Below are 20,011 nucleotides of genomic sequence, written 5' to 3'. Positions count from 1 at the left end.
AATTAATTTACTTGTACTATCAACTGCTATATACCCAACACTCTTCAAGATTCGGGTTATTTCTTAGCTGGATAGCTTAAATTACTTTAACTGATACATAGAAGAAACCCAGTTCTTTATGTGCGTTGGGTATATTATGTAAATTTCAGATTTAGATTCTCTAAATCTGAAAGAAGGGGTTTAGGTAACAAAGCTTATTACTCTCAAAGCATAACCTTAGAGTTATACATTTAATAAATTTAGGATTGTTATGAACAAGTTTTCTTTTGGTATACTAGCCATACTTATCTCATCTCTTAGCTTTTCTTTTCATGCAAATGCAGAATATAGTGATGACCAATATTATTCAATGTCTTGCCATGAGCTGGATAAAAAAATGTGGTCTTATGAAGCCAAACTAGAAAACGCTCAAGATGATATGGACGATGCAGATATCGATTATATTTTTGCTGATGATGATGTTGATGAATTTGGCAGTATGCTAGATGGTGCAGTCGCTGATATGGATATAGATGCTTATAATAAAAAATTGTCTAAAATTAGACATGCTCGTAGCCATAAACAGTGCAATGGTAATGGTAATAATCACCATGCTAATATCTACAATCAACCAAAAAATACCAGTTCTTCAATGTCTTGTGCAGATATCTCAATACAGATATGGTCTTATGAGGCCAAACTAGAAAATGCCAAAGATGATATGGATGATGCAGATATTGATTATCTTTTTGCTGATGATGATGTTGATGAATTTGGCAGTATGATAGATGGGGCAGTCGCTGATATGAATATAGATACTTATAATGAAAAGTTACGTGAGCTAAAACAGACAGCCAGTTATAAGAGATGTCGTTATTAATACACCTCTTGCAAAAGGCGGTTGGGTAAGATTTACGACAATCAACAACCTTGATTACAGAGCCTTTTCGTATCAATGGTATACTTCAATCGTAAAATGGCAGTTAAATTTTTAAATAAAAAACAGGCTCTTACAAGGTTGTCAACTGAGGATGGCTACATAAAATCTTTAAGCAAATTTGATGAGCAAGCAAAAATTAAAAGTGACCATAAGCCATAGCAACAACCATTAAAAGATTATTATGCCAAGTCATTGGTGGCATGGGATATGGGAAAACAGGGAAAAGTAGAGACTGCGGTTAATGTTTTAGAAAATAAAATTGCAGACCTAAATATTGCCACACCTAAAACATGAGAGTTTATCTTATCAAGTGGTCTTGTAGAGTCAGGTTCGGCATATACAAGAGAAGGGTATATTGTGATGTCAACCAACATGCTAGATGATATTCAAACGCAAGAAGAAGTTAATCATCTGATAGCACATGAGTTTTTTATGCGTATTCACGTTTGCATAAAGAGCATTGTGATGAGCTTTACGGCACGATAAATTTCAAAAAACTTCCGCCTGTTTCTTTACCAAGTTTACTTAAATCTTTCGTGATTACCAATCCTGATTTACCAACCATAGAATATGGTGTTGAGCTAGAATAGCAAGGAAAAAAAGGCATGTTTTTACCTTTACTCTTAGCCAATAATAATTATGAAAAGTAACTAATTTGCCATTTTTCACTATGTTGAAGATGGTTTGTTACTTATGAAAGTAAAAATGGTGCCACACAGCCTAAATTAAAAAAAGGCATGCCGAAGGTGGTCAGCTAGAAGATCCAGCGGCTTACTTAAAGCGTGTCAATGAGCTTTTATTAAAATAAGCGTAAACGTTTAATCACTTTATTAGATATATAAAAAAAGGACTCAAACGAGTCCTTTTTTTATGAGATTTTTTTCAAAAGAACCTCAAAGAGTGGCCTGAATATATCTTAATACATTTTTAACATGGCTATGTCTATTCAAAAACCTTCATTTGGCTCTTGATAGGGTGGCTGTAAATGTGCTTATAATGAGATATTAAATTTCATTTTAAAAACCAAGGTGGCAGTTGCCCTTATATACATTAGTATATATTCAATATAAGGATTAACATAAAAATGAGCGCCTTCAGCTATTTCAAAGGATTGAGAAACATGAAATTTTGGCTAACTTATTAGATTTTAGGGTGGTGGTTGTTTTAAGCTATTCCATTTGGCGTTGAGTTAAATTAAAGTGTTAGTCAGATTAAGCGTTTAACAAAGGATTTGTTAAAACATAATTATCATTAGTGCCATCGCTTTTATTCACCCAATTAACCTAAGTTTATGAGATGGTCGCTGATTAAAAAGTCATTTAACCCCAGCTATTTAACAAGCGACTTAACCTCAGTTATTAAGCAATCGTCATAAAAAACAAGGATGTCTTATGTTTAGAGATTTATTACACCAGCGCTTCCCTAATGCGGCCTCAAGAAATGCGCCGCTTACCATGAGTCATGACATTGGCCCAACCGATACACCGCTTATTGACCAAACCATTGGCGATTATTTCGACAGTGTTGCGGAAAAGTATCCCAACAAAGAAGCCATTGTCTCACGGCATCAAGGTATTCGTTGGACATATAAAGAACTGCAAGAAAAAGCCAACCAGCTTGCAAGTGCCATGATAAGAACGGGGCTTGTTAAAGGCGATCGTATCGGCATCTGGTCGCATAACAACGTTGAATGGCTACTCATGCAGTTAGCGACCGCCAAAGCCGGCATTATTTTGGTAAACATTAATCCAGCTTATCGTATTTTTGAACTTGAATACGCATTAAATAAAGTAGACTGTAAGGTTCTGGTCGTCATGCGTCATTTCAAAACCAGTGACTATGCAGAAATGCTGCAAGAGATGGCACCAGAGATTTATCGCCAAGATTATAAGTATCTTGAGCTCGTCTCTTTGCCAAATCTTAAACGTTTAATATGGATTGATGAGCCTGAAAGCACAGAAACCATTCGCTATATGCAAAAGTTTTCGGATTGGCTGAGCGAGGGCGATGCGAATGACCCTTTATTAGCAGAGCGTAGTAAACAGCTGAAACCCTCTGATCCCATTAACATTCAATTTACCAGTGGCACAACGGGCGTACCGAAAGGGGCAACGCTTACTCATAAAAACCTACTAAATAACGCCTATCATTGCGGGCAGACGCTGTGCTTAACACCAGAAGATAAACTGTGCCTGCCATTACCGCTTTATCACTGCTTTGCCATGGTGTTGGGTAACTTAACCATGCTCAGTCATGGTGGTACGATTGTGTATCCGAGTACCAGTTTTGAGCCTTTGGCGGTGTTGCAAGCTGTGAGCGAAGAGGGCTGTACAGTATTGCATTCTGTGCCGAGTATGTTTTTGAGTATTTTGAACCATCCTGACTTTGATCAATACGATGTGTCAACATTGCGAACGGGAATCTCAGGTGGTTCAAGCTGTCCGATGGAGCTGATGCAGCGTATCATTACTGACATGCACATGGATGAGCTGACCATTGCCTATGGTATGACGGAAACCAGTCCTAAAGCCACTCAAACATTACCGATAACCTCTCTTGAGAAGCGTATCTCTACAGTGGGTCTGGTGCAAGCTCATTTGCAGGTTAAGATTGTCGATAGTGAAACCAAAGAAACACTACCTATAAATCAAGTGGGCGAAGTAATGACTAAGGGCTACGCTGTAATGCTTGGTTATTGGAACGACACTATTAAAACGTCTGAGGCTATTGTGGATGGTTGGATGCACACCGGCGATTTAGGCCAGATGGATGAAGAGGGCTATATCACTATTGTGGGTCGTAGCAAAGATATGATTATCCGTGGGGGCGAAAATATTTACCCGATTGAGGTGGAAAACTACCTTTATCGTCATCCAAAAATACTGGATGTGCAAATAGTCGGTGTACCATCTGAAAAGTATGGTGAGGAGCTGGCTGCTTGGATTATTCCAAAGCGTGGCGAAACCCTAACTGAACAAGAGGTTAGAGAGTTTTGCCGTAACCATATTGCTCACTTTAAAATTCCAACGTATATTCGATTTGTAGAAGAATACCCCATGACTGTTACGGGTAAAATACAGAAATTTAAAATCGTTGAGGCAATGAAAGAAGAGTTAAACTTATAGGCCGGATCAAATCTGGCTCAAATGCTATCCTAAATGTGGATCGATATCCACCTACCTAAATGATACTGAGTAATGACTTCAAAAAGGAGAGTTATTCTACTTTTAGACATTACCATGGGTTTTTAGGTTAGGTTATTGTGCAAGCATTGGCATAATAGAGGAAGATTGCTTTATGTTAAGGTAACTCTTCATATTCGCCATGGATTCTACCGGTAGTAAAAGGCTGGCGGATTGTTCATAATAGAGTCAAAGGCAAAATGAAGAGTTACGGTGTTGATTAACCTAAATATACTACTCATATCATCTGCGTTTGGTCGCTATGTACCCCATTTGCCTGTCTGCTTTACTTGCCTGTGACTATAGCTGTCAATATTGATATAAAACAGTATGGATATAAACAATGTCAAAATAAAGCCCAGCATTTTACAAAATTATTTTTACAGTTAGCCATTATGGATAAGCTATGACCTCTGCTAAGCAACCTATTATTACCTCATTGCTTGATAACGATCTATACAAATTCACGATGCTACAAGCCATGTTACATCAGTTTCCACAAACACATAGTGTCTATCGCTTTCGTTGCCGAAATTACAAGGATACTGCTTATCCTCTTGCAGAGATTAAAGATGAACTTGATGCGCAACTCGATTGCCTATGCAGTCTGAACTTTACTGCGGAAGAGTTAGATTATTTAAGTAATTTACGTTTTATTCGTTCTGACTTTATCGATTACTTAGAGTTATTCCAGCTCAAACGTCGTCATATCAAGGTTGTTATTGACAGAAAAAATAGGCTATGTATCGATATTGAAGGCCCTATGATTCAGGCCATGTTTTTTGAGATTTTTGTATTAGCGATTGTCAACGAGCTTTATTACCAAAGATTAACGACGCCAGCAGTTTTAGAAGAGGGCGAGAAGCGTCTCCAACAAAAAGTGGTAAAACTCCAGCACTATTCAGCAAAACAGGTGAGAGGTGAACCTGAATTCATCATTGCTGATTTTGGTACGCGTCGTCGCTTTAATAAAGAATGGCAAGCACATGTGGTTGAAACATTACACAAAGCCGCTCCCAATATTGTCCGGGGGACTTCTAACGTCTATCTGGCCAAAAAGTTAAAAATAACCCCTATAGGAACGATGGCGCATGAGTTTATGCAGGCATTTCAAGCTTTGGATGTGCGCTTGCGAGATTCGCAAAAGGCGGCTCTTGAAGCATGGGTACACGAGTATCGAGGCGATTTGGGAATTGCCTTAACTGATGTGGTGGGGATGGATGCTTTTTTGAGGGATTTTGATTTGTATTTTGCGAAATTATTTGATGGCTTGCGTCATGATAGTGGCGACCCTTACGAGTGGGGCGATAAGGCGGTCGCTCACTATAGAAAACTTAAGATTGACCCTAAGACAAAAGTGCTAACTTTTAGCGATGGGCTTGATATTGAAAAAGCGTGGCAGTTGCATCAATATTTTAAGGATCGTATTCAAACCAGTTTTGGCATTGGCACAAATTTGACCAATGATATGGGGCTGACTCAGCTAAATATTGTTTTAAAGCTCGTGGAGTGTAATGGTCAGCCGGTGGCTAAACTATCAGATAGCCCGGGAAAAACGATGATTAATAATGACACTTATCTGGCTTATTTGCGGCAAGTGTTTGATATAGATAGCCCCTAATAGTAATAGCTTTTTTTGGCATTGGTATGGGGTGATTTTTACCGCACGGGTGTGTAGACGTTGGCGAATGTAGGGGTAGAAAAATGGAGATATTGAAACTGAGGGATTAACGTCGGGATATCAATGTCGGGATATCAATATTGAGGGCTTAAGGTTGGATTAGCATATGAATATTTGTGGATTAAGGCTAGCGTAAAAGGATAACGTATCCATGCTCAAAGCAAGAGCGGTTTAGCCACGATTGTAGCGGATATACTTGGTGGGGCACTGGGCTGCGTGGGCTTTGGCTAGATGGGTTTGCTTGAATAATGAAACGCTTTTAGCCTTAGCCCACGCCCCAGTGAACAACCAAGATAGTAGCGAAAAGCGTGATGAGCTACAAATTTTAAGCTTTTCAAAGTTGAGACTGGGGGATACGCCTCAGTAAATTATGAGTTACTGCTTATGCAGACAGATTTTGTCGGCCATGTGGGGTGGTAAAGTCTATCTCTGGACCACGAGGCACGATCAGTGTGGGGTTGATGGTGTCATGACTGCCATAGTAATGCGATTTTATATGGGCCATATTAACGGTTGCGGCCACACCCGGCACTTGGTATAAGTCACGTAAGTAACCCCACAAGTTAGGGTAGTCGACAATACGTCTAATATTACATTTGAAATGGCCGACATAGACAGGGTCAAAGCGAACAAGGGTGGTAAATAATCGCCAGTCTGCTTCTGTGATGGTATCGCCAGTGAGATAGCGGCGCGTTGCTAAGCGCTCTTCAATTTTGTCTAAAGCGGCGAATAGATCAATGACCGCTTCATCATAGGCATCTTGAGTGGTCGCAAAACCAGATTTATAGACGCCATTATTAATATTGGGGTAGATGAAGTCGTTTAGTTCGTCAATCTCATCTCTTAATGTATCGGGTAAAAAATTAACGTCTTTATTGCCACCTACTGCATCAAAAGCTGAATTAAACATGCGAATGATTTCTGAGGATTCATTACTGACTATGGTGTTATTTTTTTTGTCCCATAAGACTGGTACAGTAACACGTCCCGTATAATCTGACTTAGCAGCTGTATAGATTTCATACATATATTTAGCATTAAATATAGGATCAGCAATGACACCTTCGCCTTCTTGAAAAGTCCAGCCGTTATTGTGCATTAAAGGATGAACCACTGAGAGCGTTATTAAGTCTTCTAAGCCTTTTAGCTTGCGATAGATGAGGGTGCGATGCGCCCAAGGGCAGGCTAATGATACATACAGATGATAGCGATTAGGTTCTGCATTAAACCCAGCACTTCCTGAAGGCCCAGCACTACCATCGGAGGTTATCCAATTTCTAAATCTAGAAATATCTCTCTGGAAACGACCACCAGTGGCCTCTGTATCGTACCATTGGTCGTGCCACTTACCTTCGATTAGTAAACCCATATTTTACTCCGTAATTAGTTCGGCTAATATTGTTTATCAGTATAGTTGATTTAATCTGATGCTATTAGTGCATAGTTGTTAAGGGCTAAGTTTTAATGACCACTGAAGTAAATCCACTATAGAATCTTATTAGAACGATGATAACCGTTGAATCAATCTCAGTAAACAGCAGTAATAGCAATTGAGTGTTCTATTTATAAGAACCTTGTGTTTATAAGCAGTGTTTAAAAGACATATGCTCTTTGTCAAACCAGAACTCAATGACTTTTAACGCATCGGTTGGGGTCGGTGGGTAAGAAAAATTAATAGTAGTCATATTAACGCCCGTTATTATAGTTTGTCTCAAAAAGATATGCTAAGGCGTTGACCTTCCTGAATGTACGACTTGGATTATCTACGGTCTGTTGCCTTGTAGCGAAATTATTTGAGTTCAACTCTATTTGATTTATTGAGTGGTAGTCATTTGCTTAACAATTAATTTAATTCAAATGTGCTTTTCAACCCGTAGTTTGGATATGGATATTTTACAATAATATTGTTTTTGGTCTAGCTTTGTTTAGTCTGCAGGTATTAAAGCAACTGTTGTCTTTAACAATAGACATGAATAATAGATGTGAAGATAACAATGCAACTGGACAGTCTCTAAGGCATACTATTGAAGTTTTTGCTTATGTGTCGATAACATACTGGCACAGTTTTTGCTTATTTCATTATTGCAAATAGATTTACTTATCAATCTATTAATAGACACTTTGGGTGTTATTATAAAGGAAAGTTCAATATGACAATGTCAAAAAAATTGGCTGCCGAATTTTTAGGCACAATGTGGTTGGTTTTAGGTGGATGTGGTAGCGCTGTGTTTGCTGCAAACTTTGGTGGCGAGGGCAACCCCCTAGGGATAGGGTTTGTCGGTGTTGCTTTGGCGTTTGGTTTAACGGTACTGACTGGGGCGTATGCTTTTGGTCACATTTCAGGCGGTCACTTCAACCCCGCAGTAAGCGTGGGCTTAGCTATTGGTAAGCGATTTCCTATGGCGCATCTTATGCCCTATATTATTGCTCAAGTATTGGGCGGTTTATTAGGTGCTTTCTTTATTTATATTATAGCCAGTGGCCAAGCAGGCTTTGCAATTGACCCAACAGCTGCAGGGGCTTTTGCGACCAATGGTTTTGGAGCCTTATCTCCAGGTGGTTATAGCATGATGGCGGCCTTGATAGCCGAAGTGGTTTTAACCGCTATTTTTTTAATTATCATTATGGGCTCAACCCATCATCGTGCCCCAATAGGATTTGCGCCAATTGCTATTGGCTTAGGGCTAACGTTAATTCATTTAATTAGTATTCCTATTACCAATACTTCAGTCAATCCAGCTCGTTCAACAGCTGTCGCTCTATTTGTTGGCGGTGGCGCATTATCTCAGTTGTGGATGTTTTGGGTGGCTCCAATCATTGGCGGTGCAATCGGTGGTGGCATCTACGCTTGGTTAGGTCATGAAGGCCCAGATATTGTGGGCGATGTGGTTTTAGATGAAAAAATAGGCTAAGCGCTAGCAGAATTAGAGCGGTAAGTTTATAAATAAAAGGAGACTCAAATTGAGTCTCCTTTTTTTGTCTTATTATATTTTTTGTCTTATTATATTTTTTGTCTTATTATATTTTTTGTCTTATTATATTTAAACTCGATATTTTTAATAAATAACATAGAGCTCCTGTAGTATTAATAGCCCCGGTATCCACCCTGTTGTAATGGCACAAAAAACGGCATACATGCCAACTTGTTTTTGGATGTTTTTTGATAAGCTGAGCATAACAAAGTCTAAAAACCATAGCACAGCCCAAGCGTACCAGTTATAGATGTTCCAAACACTAAATTCCATGCTTATTTTAAACGTGGCGTTTAGTGCAACAGACAAAGCGGTTAGACTGACAAACAGGCAAAACCATCCTAACCCTTTTGAATCTGTATTTAAAAATTGATTAATACCCGTCCATAGATAGGTAAAAGCGAATAGGAAAGTAAAAGCACCGGTACTGATTAAATGCAAATCGTGAGCGTTATTGAAAACTAAATAGGTGGCAATTAGAAAACTTAATATACCTACCAGAAAATTTATGACTGGAATTTCTTTGTCTTGAATTTTACCGAGTAGCCAGAGCCCGTTAATCAATAAAACAGCGCCCACATAAAGTAGTGTTAAACCCAACATAACTATTCTCCTGACAGTATCATTAGGTCTGATAAGGTAGGTTTAGTTTATATCCAAATGAAAGGCAGTCTATTGTTAAAAGAGTTTTAGATTGGAGGAGATGTTTGAATAACTTAGTCGGCAAGCTTATAAATCGCGACGAGGTTAACTGCGTTTCGCCTATAAAGGTAGTACTTTTACGACACGTTATATATTTGGATATAAAACAGCCCTTACGCATAAAATTAGGACACACTTATACAAATATGTCCTAATTTTCAGACCAGTAATAATAAAGGTTAACTAAATAATACCGCGCATAATCCAATAACTGCCATGACTCGTTGAATAACCATGCTGTTTTGGATGTTATTGATTAAATACTTAGCAATAACGCTACCGAAAGCGTAAAGACCCAGCATTGCCACAATCATACCGATAAAGAAACCTGTAGTGATACTGTTGGCAGGGACTTCAATAGCATGCGCTGCACCATGAAACATTGCTAAAGCACCAAAACCAATAATAGCTGTGTTATACATTGTCTTAACAGAGGTTTGTGAGTGCTCGGTTAGCTTAGGATTAAAGTATCGGCTCATAAGCGCTGTGGTCAATAATACGATCGATAACACGATACCCGCTTCGACAAATTGACTGTTTAAATTCACACTTAAGCTCAGTGCAAAACCAGCTATTAAACCAATGGATAAAGAAGCAAATCCTTTTTTAAAGCTGTGCATTTGAGTAAATAGTATTCCAATTCCCAGCGCTAACATCAGATGATCAAGTCCGGTTAATGGGTGTATAACTCCAGATAAAACGGAGGAAGAAAATGATCCATCTGATACGAATAAATCGTGCCCAGGATGTGCAAATGCAAGTGTTGGTAGCAAAGAGAGTAACGTTAATAAACTAAAGGTTGCGGGTTTAGTCGCTGTATTTGAAAGGTTAATTAACTTTGCGTGATTTATTCTCATGATAAATTCCTTAATTAATGTAGTAAATCGATCTTCTTACTATTAAATAGTCACACTGCAATTAATATCATTGTTTACTTATGCAGCACCTTATGCTGTGCCGATCATGCCTTTATCTTTGATAAAAGCCACAATCTCATCCAAGCCTTCGCCCGTTTTCATATTGCTAAATACGACAGGTTTTTCACCACGCATTTTTTTGGCATCACGTGCCATAACCTCAAGAGATGCCCCAACTAAAGGGGCTAAATCTGTCTTATTAATAATAAGTAGGTCAGATTTCATAATGCCTGGACCACCTTTGCGCGGTATCTTGTCGCCTGCGGAGACATCAATGACGTACAAAGTTAAATCTGATAATTCAGGGCTAAACGTTGCTGCTAGGTTGTCCCCACCAGATTCAATGATGATTAACTCTAGTTTAGGAAACTGGCTTTGTAATTCTGCAATTGCCGATAGGTTAATGGAGGCATCTTCACGAATGGCAGTATGAGGGCAGCCACCTGTTTCAACACCGCGAATACGTTCCGCCGGCATGGCATTATTTCGAGTTAAAAACTCGGAATCTTCTTTGGTGTAAATGTCATTTGTAACGACCGCCATATTGATCTCATCGCGTAGGCGCTGGCATAATCTTAACGTTAAAGCCGTTTTGCCAGAGCCAACGGGACCACCGATACCTAAACGAAGTGGAGATAATGTGGTAGTTTTATTAGTATTTTGAGTTTTGGGCGTAAGCGCCATAGCATGTTTCCTTAGTTTTTAATTGGCAATTATAAAAATAATTTTATAAGCCATAATACTGGTTTATTTATATTACGAACGGAATAAACGGCTGTATTGTCGTTCATGTTGACAAGACAGCTTTGCTAAATTTGGCAAGTTAGCTGACATATTTAGCGGTTGATATAACAAGTTAAGAGGGGGTGCTGGAGGGTTTAAATCGGCTATAACTGGATCTAGGTTTTGTTTACTTAAGGACGTTTGTTTGTTTTGAGAATGTTGATAGTCGAGATAAACGTGACGGACTTCAGAACTTATTTTTTGAGTAAAATGCTCCAGCTGTTGCTGCAACTGCCAAATAATACGTTGTCCTGCCATTTGACCCAGTGGCACAGTTTTTACCGCAGCCAATATCATATTCTCGATTTGTCCAAACGCATAAGTGATCATCGCTTGTTTAGGTTTAATCTGCCAATGCGCACTGATATTAGCAAACAGGGGCAGAAATCCATGAGTGACTAGCTCTTCAGGAACATTTAAATCTAATACTTCATCCAGCCATGCCGATAATGAAATAGCCAGTTGGCTAGACTCATACACAAACTCTTTACTCTCACGGCTGGCATGATAGTCAGCACCTAATGCCTTGGCTAAGTCCTCATTGTCGTCAGTTAGCGCGTTTACCATCAAAGCCAATAGCGGAAGCTCATAACCCACTAATGCAAGCTCTAGGTAGTCTTGCATGAATTGTAGGGTACTGTCTTCATCATGAATAAGGCCTGATTCTATGGCAGGCTCTATACCTTGCGAATAGGTATAACTACCAATAGGCAGGTTACTTGAAGCCAGCATCAGCAACCGACCTGTAACATCTTTATCTAGAGCATTTTCGTCTGCGCTTAAGGGTAGGGTTTCTACTTTTGCATCAGTCATGTGAATGCTCTTTCTCGTGACTGTGCGTAGAAGCATGATCATGTGAATGACTGCTGTGCGAATGACCATGTCCACCTTTGTAAGCCCCTGTTTCTGGTTCAAAGGGAGCCTGTACTTGCTCTGTATGTAAGCCAATATTTTGTAGCATTGACTCAAGGACATGGTCAGGCTCAAAGTAGAGTGCGGTTGGAGTAATCATAAGCGGCACATGACGGTTACCTAAGTGATAGGCTCCCTTCATTAAATTAAACCCATCGTCAGCGGTTACGCAGACCAACGTTTGCTTAGCAGCTTTTACTTGAATAAGCTCTCCATCAGCAGTAGACAGCACGCAACCGTCTTTTAACGTCTCAGTACGTGGCAAGTCAATAGCCACTGATTCATTTAATACAGTATTGGCTTTAAAACGGCTACGCTGGCGGGTATCAAAGTCCAAATATAGATAGTGATTGTTCTGCTTCTGCTCTTCAATTAATGAGCGTTGCTCAGGGGTTAAATCGGTATCATCAAGGCGTTGCGAATAAATTTTCATAGTCAGTAGAGTCTATTTGATAGGATAAGGTCTCATATAAAAGTGCTTCAAAATACAAAGCGCTCTAGGTTGATTTGGCTCTAAAATAATCCTGCGTTAAAATAAAAAGTAGCGTTGAGCCATTGGTAGATGCTCCGCAGCCTCACAAGTCAATAGCTCACCATCGGCATGAACTTCATAGGTTTCAGGATTAATATCCATATCAGGACAATGACTATTGAGCTTCATATCGCTTTTACGTACTTGGCGAATATTATGAACAGGTGTAATGACTTTATTAAGCTCAAGCTCGGTCGCGACGCCATTGTCTATCGCTGTCTGTGACATAAAGGCAATACAGGTTTGAGCCACTGTCTTTGGATAACTACCAAACATACTACGGTAATGTACCGGCTGCGGTGTTGAAATAGAGGCATTGATATCTCCCATTGGCGCGGCAGCTATTAGACCGCCTTTAATAATGCAGTCCGGTTTAACCCCAAAGAAGGCAGGCGTCCAAAGAATTAAATCCGCCCATTTACCCACTTCAACTGAGCCCACCACATCACTGATACCGTGAGTGATGGCAGGATTGATGGTGTATTTGGCGATATATCGTTTGATACGGAAGTTATCATTGTCTTCACTGAAATCTGTTTGGGAGAGGTTAATATGCCCCGCGTCTTGTTCACTTTGGGCTGATTTATCTGGACTTAAATGTCCTCGTTGAGCTTTCATCTTATCAGCAGTTTGCCAAGTACGGATAATAACCTCACCCACACGGCCCATCGCTTGTGAGTCACTGCTCATCATAGAGATAGCGCCTGTATCATGTAGGATATCTTCAGCAGCGATGGTCTCTTTACGGATGCGGCTCTCTGCAAAGGCGACATCTTCTGCAATAGCGGGACTTAAGTGATGACATACCATGAGCATGTCGAGATGCTCATCAATGGTATTGATGGTAAAGGGACGAGTCGGGTTGGTCGAGGAGGGGAGAACGTGCGGTTGTCCAATTGCTTTTAAGATATCTGGGGCATGTCCACCCCCAGCGCCTTCGGTATGGAAGGTATGGATACAGCGACCTTTAAATGCGCCCAGTGTGCTCTCTAAATAGCCACTTTCATTTAGGGTGTCCGTATGAATAGCCACCTGTACATCATATTTCTCAGCCACACTTAAGCAATTATCGATAGCTTGAGGCGTTGTTCCCCAATCTTCATGCAGTTTTAGACCAATAGCCCCTGCTTCAATTTGTTCCACAACAGGATCAGGTAAGCTGACATTGCCTTTGCCCAACAAGCCAATATTCATAGGGATGGCATCGGTAGCCTTTAGCATACTGTGAATATGATAAGCGCCAGGTGTACAGGTTGTTGCCAGAGTACCTTGAGCGGGTCCTGTACCACCACCGAGCATGGTAGTTACCCCTGACATCAAAGCGGTTTCACATTGTTGGGGGGCGATAAAGTGGATATGGCTGTCGACCCCACCTGCGGTTAAGATTTTACCTTCACCTGCAATAATCTCAGTTGATGCGCCAATTGGGAGAGTAACATCAGGCTGAATATCTGGATTACCTGCTTTGCCGATACCGCTGATACGTCCATTTTTAAGCGCAACATCAGCTTTGTAAATACCAGTATAGTCAACGATAAGTGCATTGGTAATCACTGTTTCTGCAACGTCAACCCCCATTAATTGAGACTGTCCCATGCCATCGCGGATAACTTTACCGCCGCCAAATTTTACCTCTTCACCAATATTAATGTTGGGTTGTGAGTCGGTTGAACCATTACTGGCTAAACTTTGAGAGTCTTCTTCAGCATGCGCTGAACCGCTGATTGAGATTGATTCGCTAGTTGAGGAGAGAGCGGTGTGAGTGGGTTGGGAAGTGGATTGGGAAGTGGATTGGTCATCTGAATTACTATTTGCCTGTAAATCTGGCTTGGCATCCATTTGATTGGTCAAATCGTACTCTACTTCTAGCCATAGATCGGTGTCTGCTAAGCGTACTTTGTCGCCAGTAGTAGGACCAAAATGTTCCACATAAATACGGCGGTCGATACGTTTTTGTGAGGTTTGCTTGGTTTGTTTTACCTCAGCATTACCCATCACTTTACCGGCAAAGCCATAGACGTCTTGCTTACCGCTTATAGCAACAAGTTCGACTTCGCGGGATTGACCAGGTTCAAAGCGGACCGCAGTACCCGATAAGATGTTTAAGCGGTAGCCCTTGGTTACTTCTCTATCAAATCTTAGTGCTTCATTGACTTCATAAAAATGATAATGTGACCCAATCTGAATTGGACGGTCGCCAGTGTTGACCACCTCTATGGTTAGTACGCTGCGACCTGCATTTAAGGTCATATCACCGGCTTTTACTTTATATTCGCCTACTTTCATAATGTTACCTTGTTTATTGACCAAACAGTTCATTCAATAATTTATTTAACACTTCATTTAACAGTTCATCGAATAACGCATCGAATATGACGTTAAATAATAGGGTTATGCACGGTTACCAGTTTGGTACCATCTGGAAAAGTCGCTTCAATTTGAACGTCTGATATCATATCTGGCACGCCCTCCATGACATCATCAGCCGATAAATAAGTCGTCCCTTCGCTCATAAGTTGTGCCACAGTTTTACCGTCACGTGCCCCTTCCATCAGTAACATACTGATATAGGCGACGGCTTCAGGGTAGTTGAGCTTAACGCCTCGATTTTTACGGCGTTCGGCAACCATACCAGCAGTGAATAACATAAGTTTATCTTTTTCAGTAGGAGTCAGTTGCATAGCTATTCCTTAAAGGTTATCTTTTACTTGATCAAGTGTCCCAAATTCTAGGTCGATGTGGTTCAAGCTTGTACCATTTTGCCCTCAATAGCTCACGTATGAGATAAAATGCTTCAAAACAGGCTCTGACATCTACGCCTAAATAGCGACAATTAATGGCTTGATAATTATGCGTACAATCAATTGGTAAAGCATGTTTCTCAATCAGTGCGCGTATATCAATGATAGTGTCATCTAAATACTGCCCAAGTTTTAATGGATTGTGACGCTGTGCACTGTCAATAACCTCACAGCTTGGTACTGCCCAAAATGAGCCATGTACATGCTGGCTGTTCAACCCAAGTGGCGACTTAAACCATCGCGATGAAGCACGCTGGCAAGTATGCTCACTGATAAGTAATTGTTTATCTCGCCATATCTCTAAACGATTACTGTACTCTCCGCTGATAAACGTCTCGTTGTATGCTTGACGCCCAAACACAGCAATATCCCACGTTAGCAAGCTGGCTGTTTGTGACAACTCAAAACGGTTAAATGCATTTGAGAACGAATTATCGTAATAGATACTCTCTTGGGGTAGCCACTCTAGGGTCGCATTCGCCTGAATTTTTGCGCTAATATTTTGACTGGCAATTTTTTTTGTACTGATACTATTTATATTGTCACTATTTGCATGAGAGCTATTTGCATGAGAGCGAGAAGACAGATCAGCACTATTCACTTTTTTACGACCATACCATTTACCAGCGCCGGGTGTGGTAATCACTGCATGACTGTTCTCTTGCAGCTGAAGGTCGACTGTTAGCTGATCCCCTTCGGCGATACCAGCGGGTGGGTAAAGGACATAGATATGACAGATACCTGTCTGCTTATTTGACTCAGGATATAAGGGACGTTGTACCCTTAATGCACCTGAATGGGCACGGGTGTAAAGCCGAGTTTTTTGGCTGGCAGTCACATAATCAAAGCTTAGGTTGAGTGAGGAGAGCCATGTCAAGATTGCGTTCTCCTAAAAGTAAACTGTTGAAAAAGCTATCCAAATAGTTGTTTACAACGCTATTTAAACAGTTAGTCAGTCAAAATCTAATACCCGTATTATCTAAGTGATAATTCTTTGTAAATTAGTTACTTAGCTACTGATGAGGTAACAGCTAGGTCATCGGAAGTAATTTATCACTTTTGTTGTTACAAGTTAGGTAAATTAGGTTTGTTTATAGTAATTAATTCTTAAATAATATTTGCTCTGCGGCTTTTGTCCCAAACGCTAAAATAACCATTTAGTCGTTGAAAGTAATTGATGAGTTATGTTGTTGTTACAAATTATGTGCCATCGCCTTATTCATAGTAACTGAGTCATAGTAACCGACAAAATCGCTCACTAATAGCCCCAAAAATGCACCAATATTATTAATAAACAAAATATTGTTTTGTTTCGGTGCAGGGGTAGGGATAAAACAACACTATCAATTCATGTTGAGTTCAAGGCGCTAACCTCTAAGTTGAGGACTCTAGTTTTTAATAGTTGATCGTGCTAAATAGCAGCTGTCCATCACATTGATTATTCAAAACCAAATGAGAAAAGGATTAGGTTACACCCTGCTAACGAGGACTTACTTTCAAAAAATATTGGCTATGTTAAAATCAAACTTAATGAACTTCTAATGCATTCAATAAGTACCTAACAACAAATAACTAATAAGTAGACAGTTAACAAAATCATCAGACGATAAAAATTAAAAGGATAGCATAGCCATGAAGACCACAGCTGCCATCGCATGGGAAGCCAACAAACCATTAAGCTTACATGAAGTTGACCTTGAAGGTCCAAAAGATAACGAAGTTTTAATTGAGCTTAAAGCGACAGGAATTTGTCATACCGATTACTATACTTGGTCAGGTGCTGACCCTGAAGGAGTTTTCCCTGCCATCTTAGGTCATGAAGGAGCAGGTATAGTGGTGGAAGTAGGCAAAAATGTAAAAAGTGTAGAGGTGGGTGATCATGTTATTCCACTGTATACACCTGAGTGCCGTGAGTGTGATTTTTGTTTACATCCAGCGACAAACCTTTGTCAGGCGATTCGAGATACTCAAGGCAAGGGTCTAATGCCAGACGGTACCTCTCGGTTTAGTCTTGATGGTCAGCCTATTATGCATTATATGGGCACTTCAACGTTTGCTCGGCATACCGTACTTCCTGAAATTGCCGTGGCCAAAATTCGTAAAGATGCGCCGTTTGACAAAGTTTGCTATATCGGTTGTGGGGTAACGACAGGTGTTGGCGCGGTGGTTTATAGTGCCAAAATGGAAGCTGGTGCCACTGTGGCTGTATTTGGGCTTGGCGGTATTGGTTTAAACGTTATTCAAGGTGCGAAACTGGTTGGTGCTCGGCGTATTATCGGCATTGATCTTGATCCGAGTCGTGAAGCATGGGGTCGCCGCTTTGGTATGACTGATTTTATCAATCCAAAAGATTTGGATAAAGGGGAGAGTATCGTTGACCGTATCGTACAAATGACAGGCGGCGGTGTTGACTATTCGTATGAATGTATTGGCAATGTCGAGGTTATGCGCCAAGCGTTAGAGTGTACCCATAAAGGCTGGGGGCGCAGCTTCATTATTGGCGTTGCTGGAGCGGGACAAGAGATTAGTACCCGCCCATTCCAGCTGGTAACTGGCCGTAAGTGGGAAGGCTCTGCATTTGGTGGTGCTAGAGGCCGTACCGATGTGCCGACTATTGTAGATTGGTATATGGAAGGTAAAATTGATGTGGATTCACTGATTACTCATACTTTAAGCCATGAAGAAATCAACAAAGGTTTTGAGCTTTTGCATGATCCAGAGTGTATTCGTAGTGTGATTGTTTATTAATAGCGCCATTGTTTACTAAATGAATGTCTAATAAACGAATGTTAAAAAATAAAATCAGTTATCAATATAAAAGATCCGTACTAAATAATAAACTGCGTGCTGTCTTATTTTTATAAAGACAGAGATAAAGATCAGTTTATTATTAATTTAAATAATAAAATACAACTCTAAAAATAGGTCTCTAATATGTCTAAAATTAATCCCAAAGGTCTAGAGCTGAAAAGTAATAATCGCTGTTTTGAAGGCGAGCAACGCTACTATACGCATCAGTCATCCTCAACCAATACCACAATGACATTTAGTATTTATTTACCTGACGAAGCGCTGGTAGGTAAAACGTGTCCAGCAGTGATGTATTTGTCAGGGTTAACATGCAGCCCAGATAACGTGACACTCAAGGCACATTTTCAAAAAATATGCAGTGAGTTAGGGGTTATATTTATTGCCCCAGATACCTCTCCAAGGGGCGACAATGTGGCTGATGATGACCGCTTTTATGTGGGGCAAGCGGCGAGCTTTTATGTAGATGCCACCAAAGAGCCATGGCGTGACCATTACAAGATGGAAACTTATATTGTTGATGAATTCTATGAGTTAGTCCGTCATTTTTTTCCGATTAACAGTATTGGTATCATGGGACATTCAATGGGAGGACATGGCGCATTGATGTTTGGATTCAAATATCCAAGCAAGTTTGTCAGTGTTTCGGCCATTGCGCCCGTGTGTGTGGCCAGCGAATCAGAGTGGGGCGCAGTTGCTTTAAACGCTTATTTAGGCGAAGGGCAATTAAGTGAATATGATGCTACTCAGTCCATCTTAACGGCTGGCAGCCAATATGATTCAATTCTAGTGGATCAGGGTAACGATGACGAGTACTATCATCAAGGCAATCTTAATCCAGAAATGTTGCATAAAGTGTGTCGAGAGGTGGAGCAGCCGTTAACTTTACGTTATCATGCAGGCTCAGAACATGGCTATTATTTTATCCAGACGGTCATTGACGACCATATCAAGCACCACTTTAAAGCCGCTCTGAGATACAGCTAAGTTTTCGTAATAAACTAAGACATCTGGCATGATTTGAACTGAACCCAAATGAACATCTAAATGAATATATAGGTAGCCATATTATGACCCCTGCATCAAAGCCATATTTAATAGCCCCATCGATATTATCAGCGGATTTTGCTCGTCTTGGTCAGGAAGTGGAGAATGTATTAAAAGCAGGTGCAGATGTCATTCATTTTGACGTTATGGACAATCATTATGTACCAAACTTAACTTTTGGTAGCATGATTTGTAAAGCATTACGGGACTATGGGATTGATGTGCCTATTGATGTGCATCTGATGGTAACGCCTGTAGACAGTATGATTGAGCAGTTTTTAGAGGCAGGAGCAAGTATCATTACCTTTCATCCAGAAGCCACTCATCATGTCGATCGCTCATTACAAATGATTAAAGATGGCGGTGCAAAATGTGGTTTAGTATTAAATCCTGCTGCGCCACTTCATCATCTTGATTATGTGCTGGATAAGGTTGATCAAATCTTGCTTATGAGTGTTAACCCTGGATTTGGCGGTCAGTCTTTTATCGCGAGTACAATAGATAAGATTCGTCAAGTACGCAAGCTTATTGATATTAGCGGTAGAGATATCCGTTTAGAAGTAGACGGTGGCGTGAAAGCCAGTAATATTAGACAGATTGCCGAGGCAGGCGCCGATATGTTTGTGGCGGGCTCTGCAATATTCAATCATGAGGATTATAAAGTGGCGATCGATGCCATGCGTCATGAACTGAGCCTTGTTGGTTCGACAAGCGTCTAAATCTCTTAACTACCCCTCTAATGTCTTAACTATCCC

17 protein-coding genes and 3 pseudogenes are annotated in these 20,011 nt (G+C 40.3%); 9 read left to right on the top strand and 11 right to left on the bottom strand.

Features of this window, described 5'->3' with window-relative positions; translation table 11 throughout:
• The first annotated feature begins 250 nt into the window (after positions 1-250).
• The 5 genes from AC2SLN_RS08195 (at position 251) to AC2SLN_RS08175 (ending at position 6,149) form a co-directional block, all read left to right on the top strand.
• Positions 251-859: a hypothetical protein gene (locus AC2SLN_RS08195; protein ID WP_486548299.1), complete on the top strand. Its 609-nt coding sequence runs from the start codon at positions 251-253 to the stop codon at positions 857-859.
• A gap of 420 nt (positions 860-1,279) precedes the next feature.
• Complete coding sequence (locus tag AC2SLN_RS08190; protein WP_486548300.1) at positions 1,280-1,405, top strand: hypothetical protein; 126 nt, start codon at positions 1,280-1,282, stop codon at positions 1,403-1,405.
• Between the two features lie 905 nt (positions 1,406-2,310).
• Entirely contained in the window at positions 2,311-4,044 is a 1,734-nt protein-coding gene (locus AC2SLN_RS08185; RefSeq protein ID WP_486548301.1) for an AMP-binding protein, read from the top strand.
• Positions 4,045-4,507: 463 nt separating this feature from the next.
• Positions 4,508-5,722 carry a nicotinate phosphoribosyltransferase gene (gene pncB / locus AC2SLN_RS08180; RefSeq protein WP_486548302.1) on the top strand — a complete coding sequence of 405 codons (1,215 nt, stop codon included), beginning with the start codon at positions 4,508-4,510 and terminating at the stop codon, positions 5,720-5,722.
• A gap of 301 nt (positions 5,723-6,023) precedes the next feature.
• A complete protein-coding gene (locus tag AC2SLN_RS08175; RefSeq protein ID WP_495057327.1) occupies positions 6,024-6,149 on the top strand; it encodes a hypothetical protein in 126 nt (41 codons plus the stop codon).
• A gap of 15 nt (positions 6,150-6,164) precedes the next feature.
• Here the strand turns inward: AC2SLN_RS08175 and AC2SLN_RS08170 are convergent, their stop codons facing one another.
• Complete coding sequence (locus AC2SLN_RS08170; protein WP_486548303.1) at positions 6,165-7,151, bottom strand: glutathione S-transferase family protein; 987 nt, start codon at positions 7,149-7,151, stop codon at positions 6,165-6,167.
• 781 nt (positions 7,152-7,932) lie between these two features.
• Between AC2SLN_RS08170 and aqpZ the strand changes: the two genes are divergently transcribed.
• Positions 7,933-8,694 (top strand): aquaporin Z, encoded by a 762-nt coding sequence (aqpZ, locus tag AC2SLN_RS08165; protein ID WP_486531353.1) that lies wholly within the window; start codon positions 7,933-7,935, stop codon positions 8,692-8,694.
• A 144-nt stretch (positions 8,695-8,838) separates the two neighbouring features.
• Here aqpZ and AC2SLN_RS08160 read toward each other — a convergent pair whose 3' ends face one another.
• The 10 genes and pseudogenes from AC2SLN_RS08160 to AC2SLN_RS08115 all read right to left on the bottom strand — a co-directional run bounded on the left by AC2SLN_RS08160 (position 8,839) and on the right by AC2SLN_RS08115 (position 16,278).
• A complete protein-coding gene (locus AC2SLN_RS08160; RefSeq protein WP_486548304.1) occupies positions 8,839-9,357 on the bottom strand; it encodes an AmiS/UreI family transporter in 519 nt (172 codons plus the stop codon).
• 278 nt (positions 9,358-9,635) lie between these two features.
• Positions 9,636-10,313 (bottom strand): HupE/UreJ family protein, encoded by a 678-nt coding sequence (locus tag AC2SLN_RS08155; RefSeq protein WP_486548305.1) that lies wholly within the window; start codon positions 10,311-10,313, stop codon positions 9,636-9,638.
• Positions 10,314-10,403: 90 nt separating this feature from the next.
• Complete coding sequence (gene ureG, locus AC2SLN_RS08150) at positions 10,404-11,057, bottom strand: urease accessory protein UreG (RefSeq protein ID WP_486548306.1); 654 nt, start codon at positions 11,055-11,057, stop codon at positions 10,404-10,406.
• A gap of 72 nt (positions 11,058-11,129) precedes the next feature.
• Positions 11,130-11,969 carry an urease accessory protein UreF gene (locus tag AC2SLN_RS08145; protein WP_486548307.1) on the bottom strand — a complete coding sequence of 280 codons (840 nt, stop codon included), beginning with the start codon at positions 11,967-11,969 and terminating at the stop codon, positions 11,130-11,132.
• Entirely contained in the window at positions 11,962-12,501 is a 540-nt protein-coding gene (ureE, locus tag AC2SLN_RS08140) for an urease accessory protein UreE (RefSeq protein ID WP_486548308.1), read from the bottom strand. Before ureE ends, AC2SLN_RS08145 begins: the two co-directional genes overlap by 8 nt.
• Before the next feature lie 96 nt (positions 12,502-12,597).
• A pseudogene (gene ureC / locus AC2SLN_RS08135) lies at positions 12,598-14,241 on the bottom strand (urease subunit alpha); the annotation flags it as partial.
• Between the two features lie 210 nt (positions 14,242-14,451).
• Positions 14,452-14,595 (bottom strand): annotated as a pseudogene (locus AC2SLN_RS08130) (hypothetical protein); the annotation flags it as partial.
• A pseudogene (locus AC2SLN_RS08125) lies at positions 14,581-14,886 on the bottom strand (urease subunit beta); the annotation flags it as partial. The pseudogenes AC2SLN_RS08125 and AC2SLN_RS08130, both read right to left, overlap by 15 nt.
• A gap of 92 nt (positions 14,887-14,978) precedes the next feature.
• Positions 14,979-15,281, bottom strand: coding sequence for an urease subunit gamma (gene ureA, locus AC2SLN_RS08120; protein WP_486548309.1), 303 nt, complete (start codon positions 15,279-15,281; stop codon positions 14,979-14,981).
• Positions 15,282-15,312: 31 nt separating this feature from the next.
• Positions 15,313-16,278 carry an urease accessory protein UreD gene (locus AC2SLN_RS08115; RefSeq protein WP_486548310.1) on the bottom strand — a complete coding sequence of 322 codons (966 nt, stop codon included), beginning with the start codon at positions 16,276-16,278 and terminating at the stop codon, positions 15,313-15,315.
• A 755-nt stretch (positions 16,279-17,033) separates the two neighbouring features.
• On the opposite strand from AC2SLN_RS08115, the gene AC2SLN_RS08110 reads away from it, so the two are divergent.
• The 3 genes from AC2SLN_RS08110 (at position 17,034) to rpe (ending at position 19,975) form a co-directional block, all read left to right on the top strand.
• Positions 17,034-18,149: an S-(hydroxymethyl)glutathione dehydrogenase/class III alcohol dehydrogenase gene (locus AC2SLN_RS08110; protein WP_486548311.1), complete on the top strand. Its 1,116-nt coding sequence runs from the start codon at positions 17,034-17,036 to the stop codon at positions 18,147-18,149.
• Positions 18,150-18,335: 186 nt separating this feature from the next.
• Positions 18,336-19,196: an S-formylglutathione hydrolase gene (gene fghA / locus AC2SLN_RS08105; RefSeq protein ID WP_486531362.1), complete on the top strand. Its 861-nt coding sequence runs from the start codon at positions 18,336-18,338 to the stop codon at positions 19,194-19,196.
• Positions 19,197-19,279: 83 nt separating this feature from the next.
• Positions 19,280-19,975: a ribulose-phosphate 3-epimerase gene (rpe, locus tag AC2SLN_RS08100; RefSeq protein WP_486548312.1), complete on the top strand. Its 696-nt coding sequence runs from the start codon at positions 19,280-19,282 to the stop codon at positions 19,973-19,975.
• Positions 19,976-20,011: the final 36 nt, after the last annotated feature.

The organism is Psychrobacter sp. CX90 (assembly GCF_057396305.2).
This window is presented reverse-complemented; position numbering and strand designations above follow the sequence as displayed.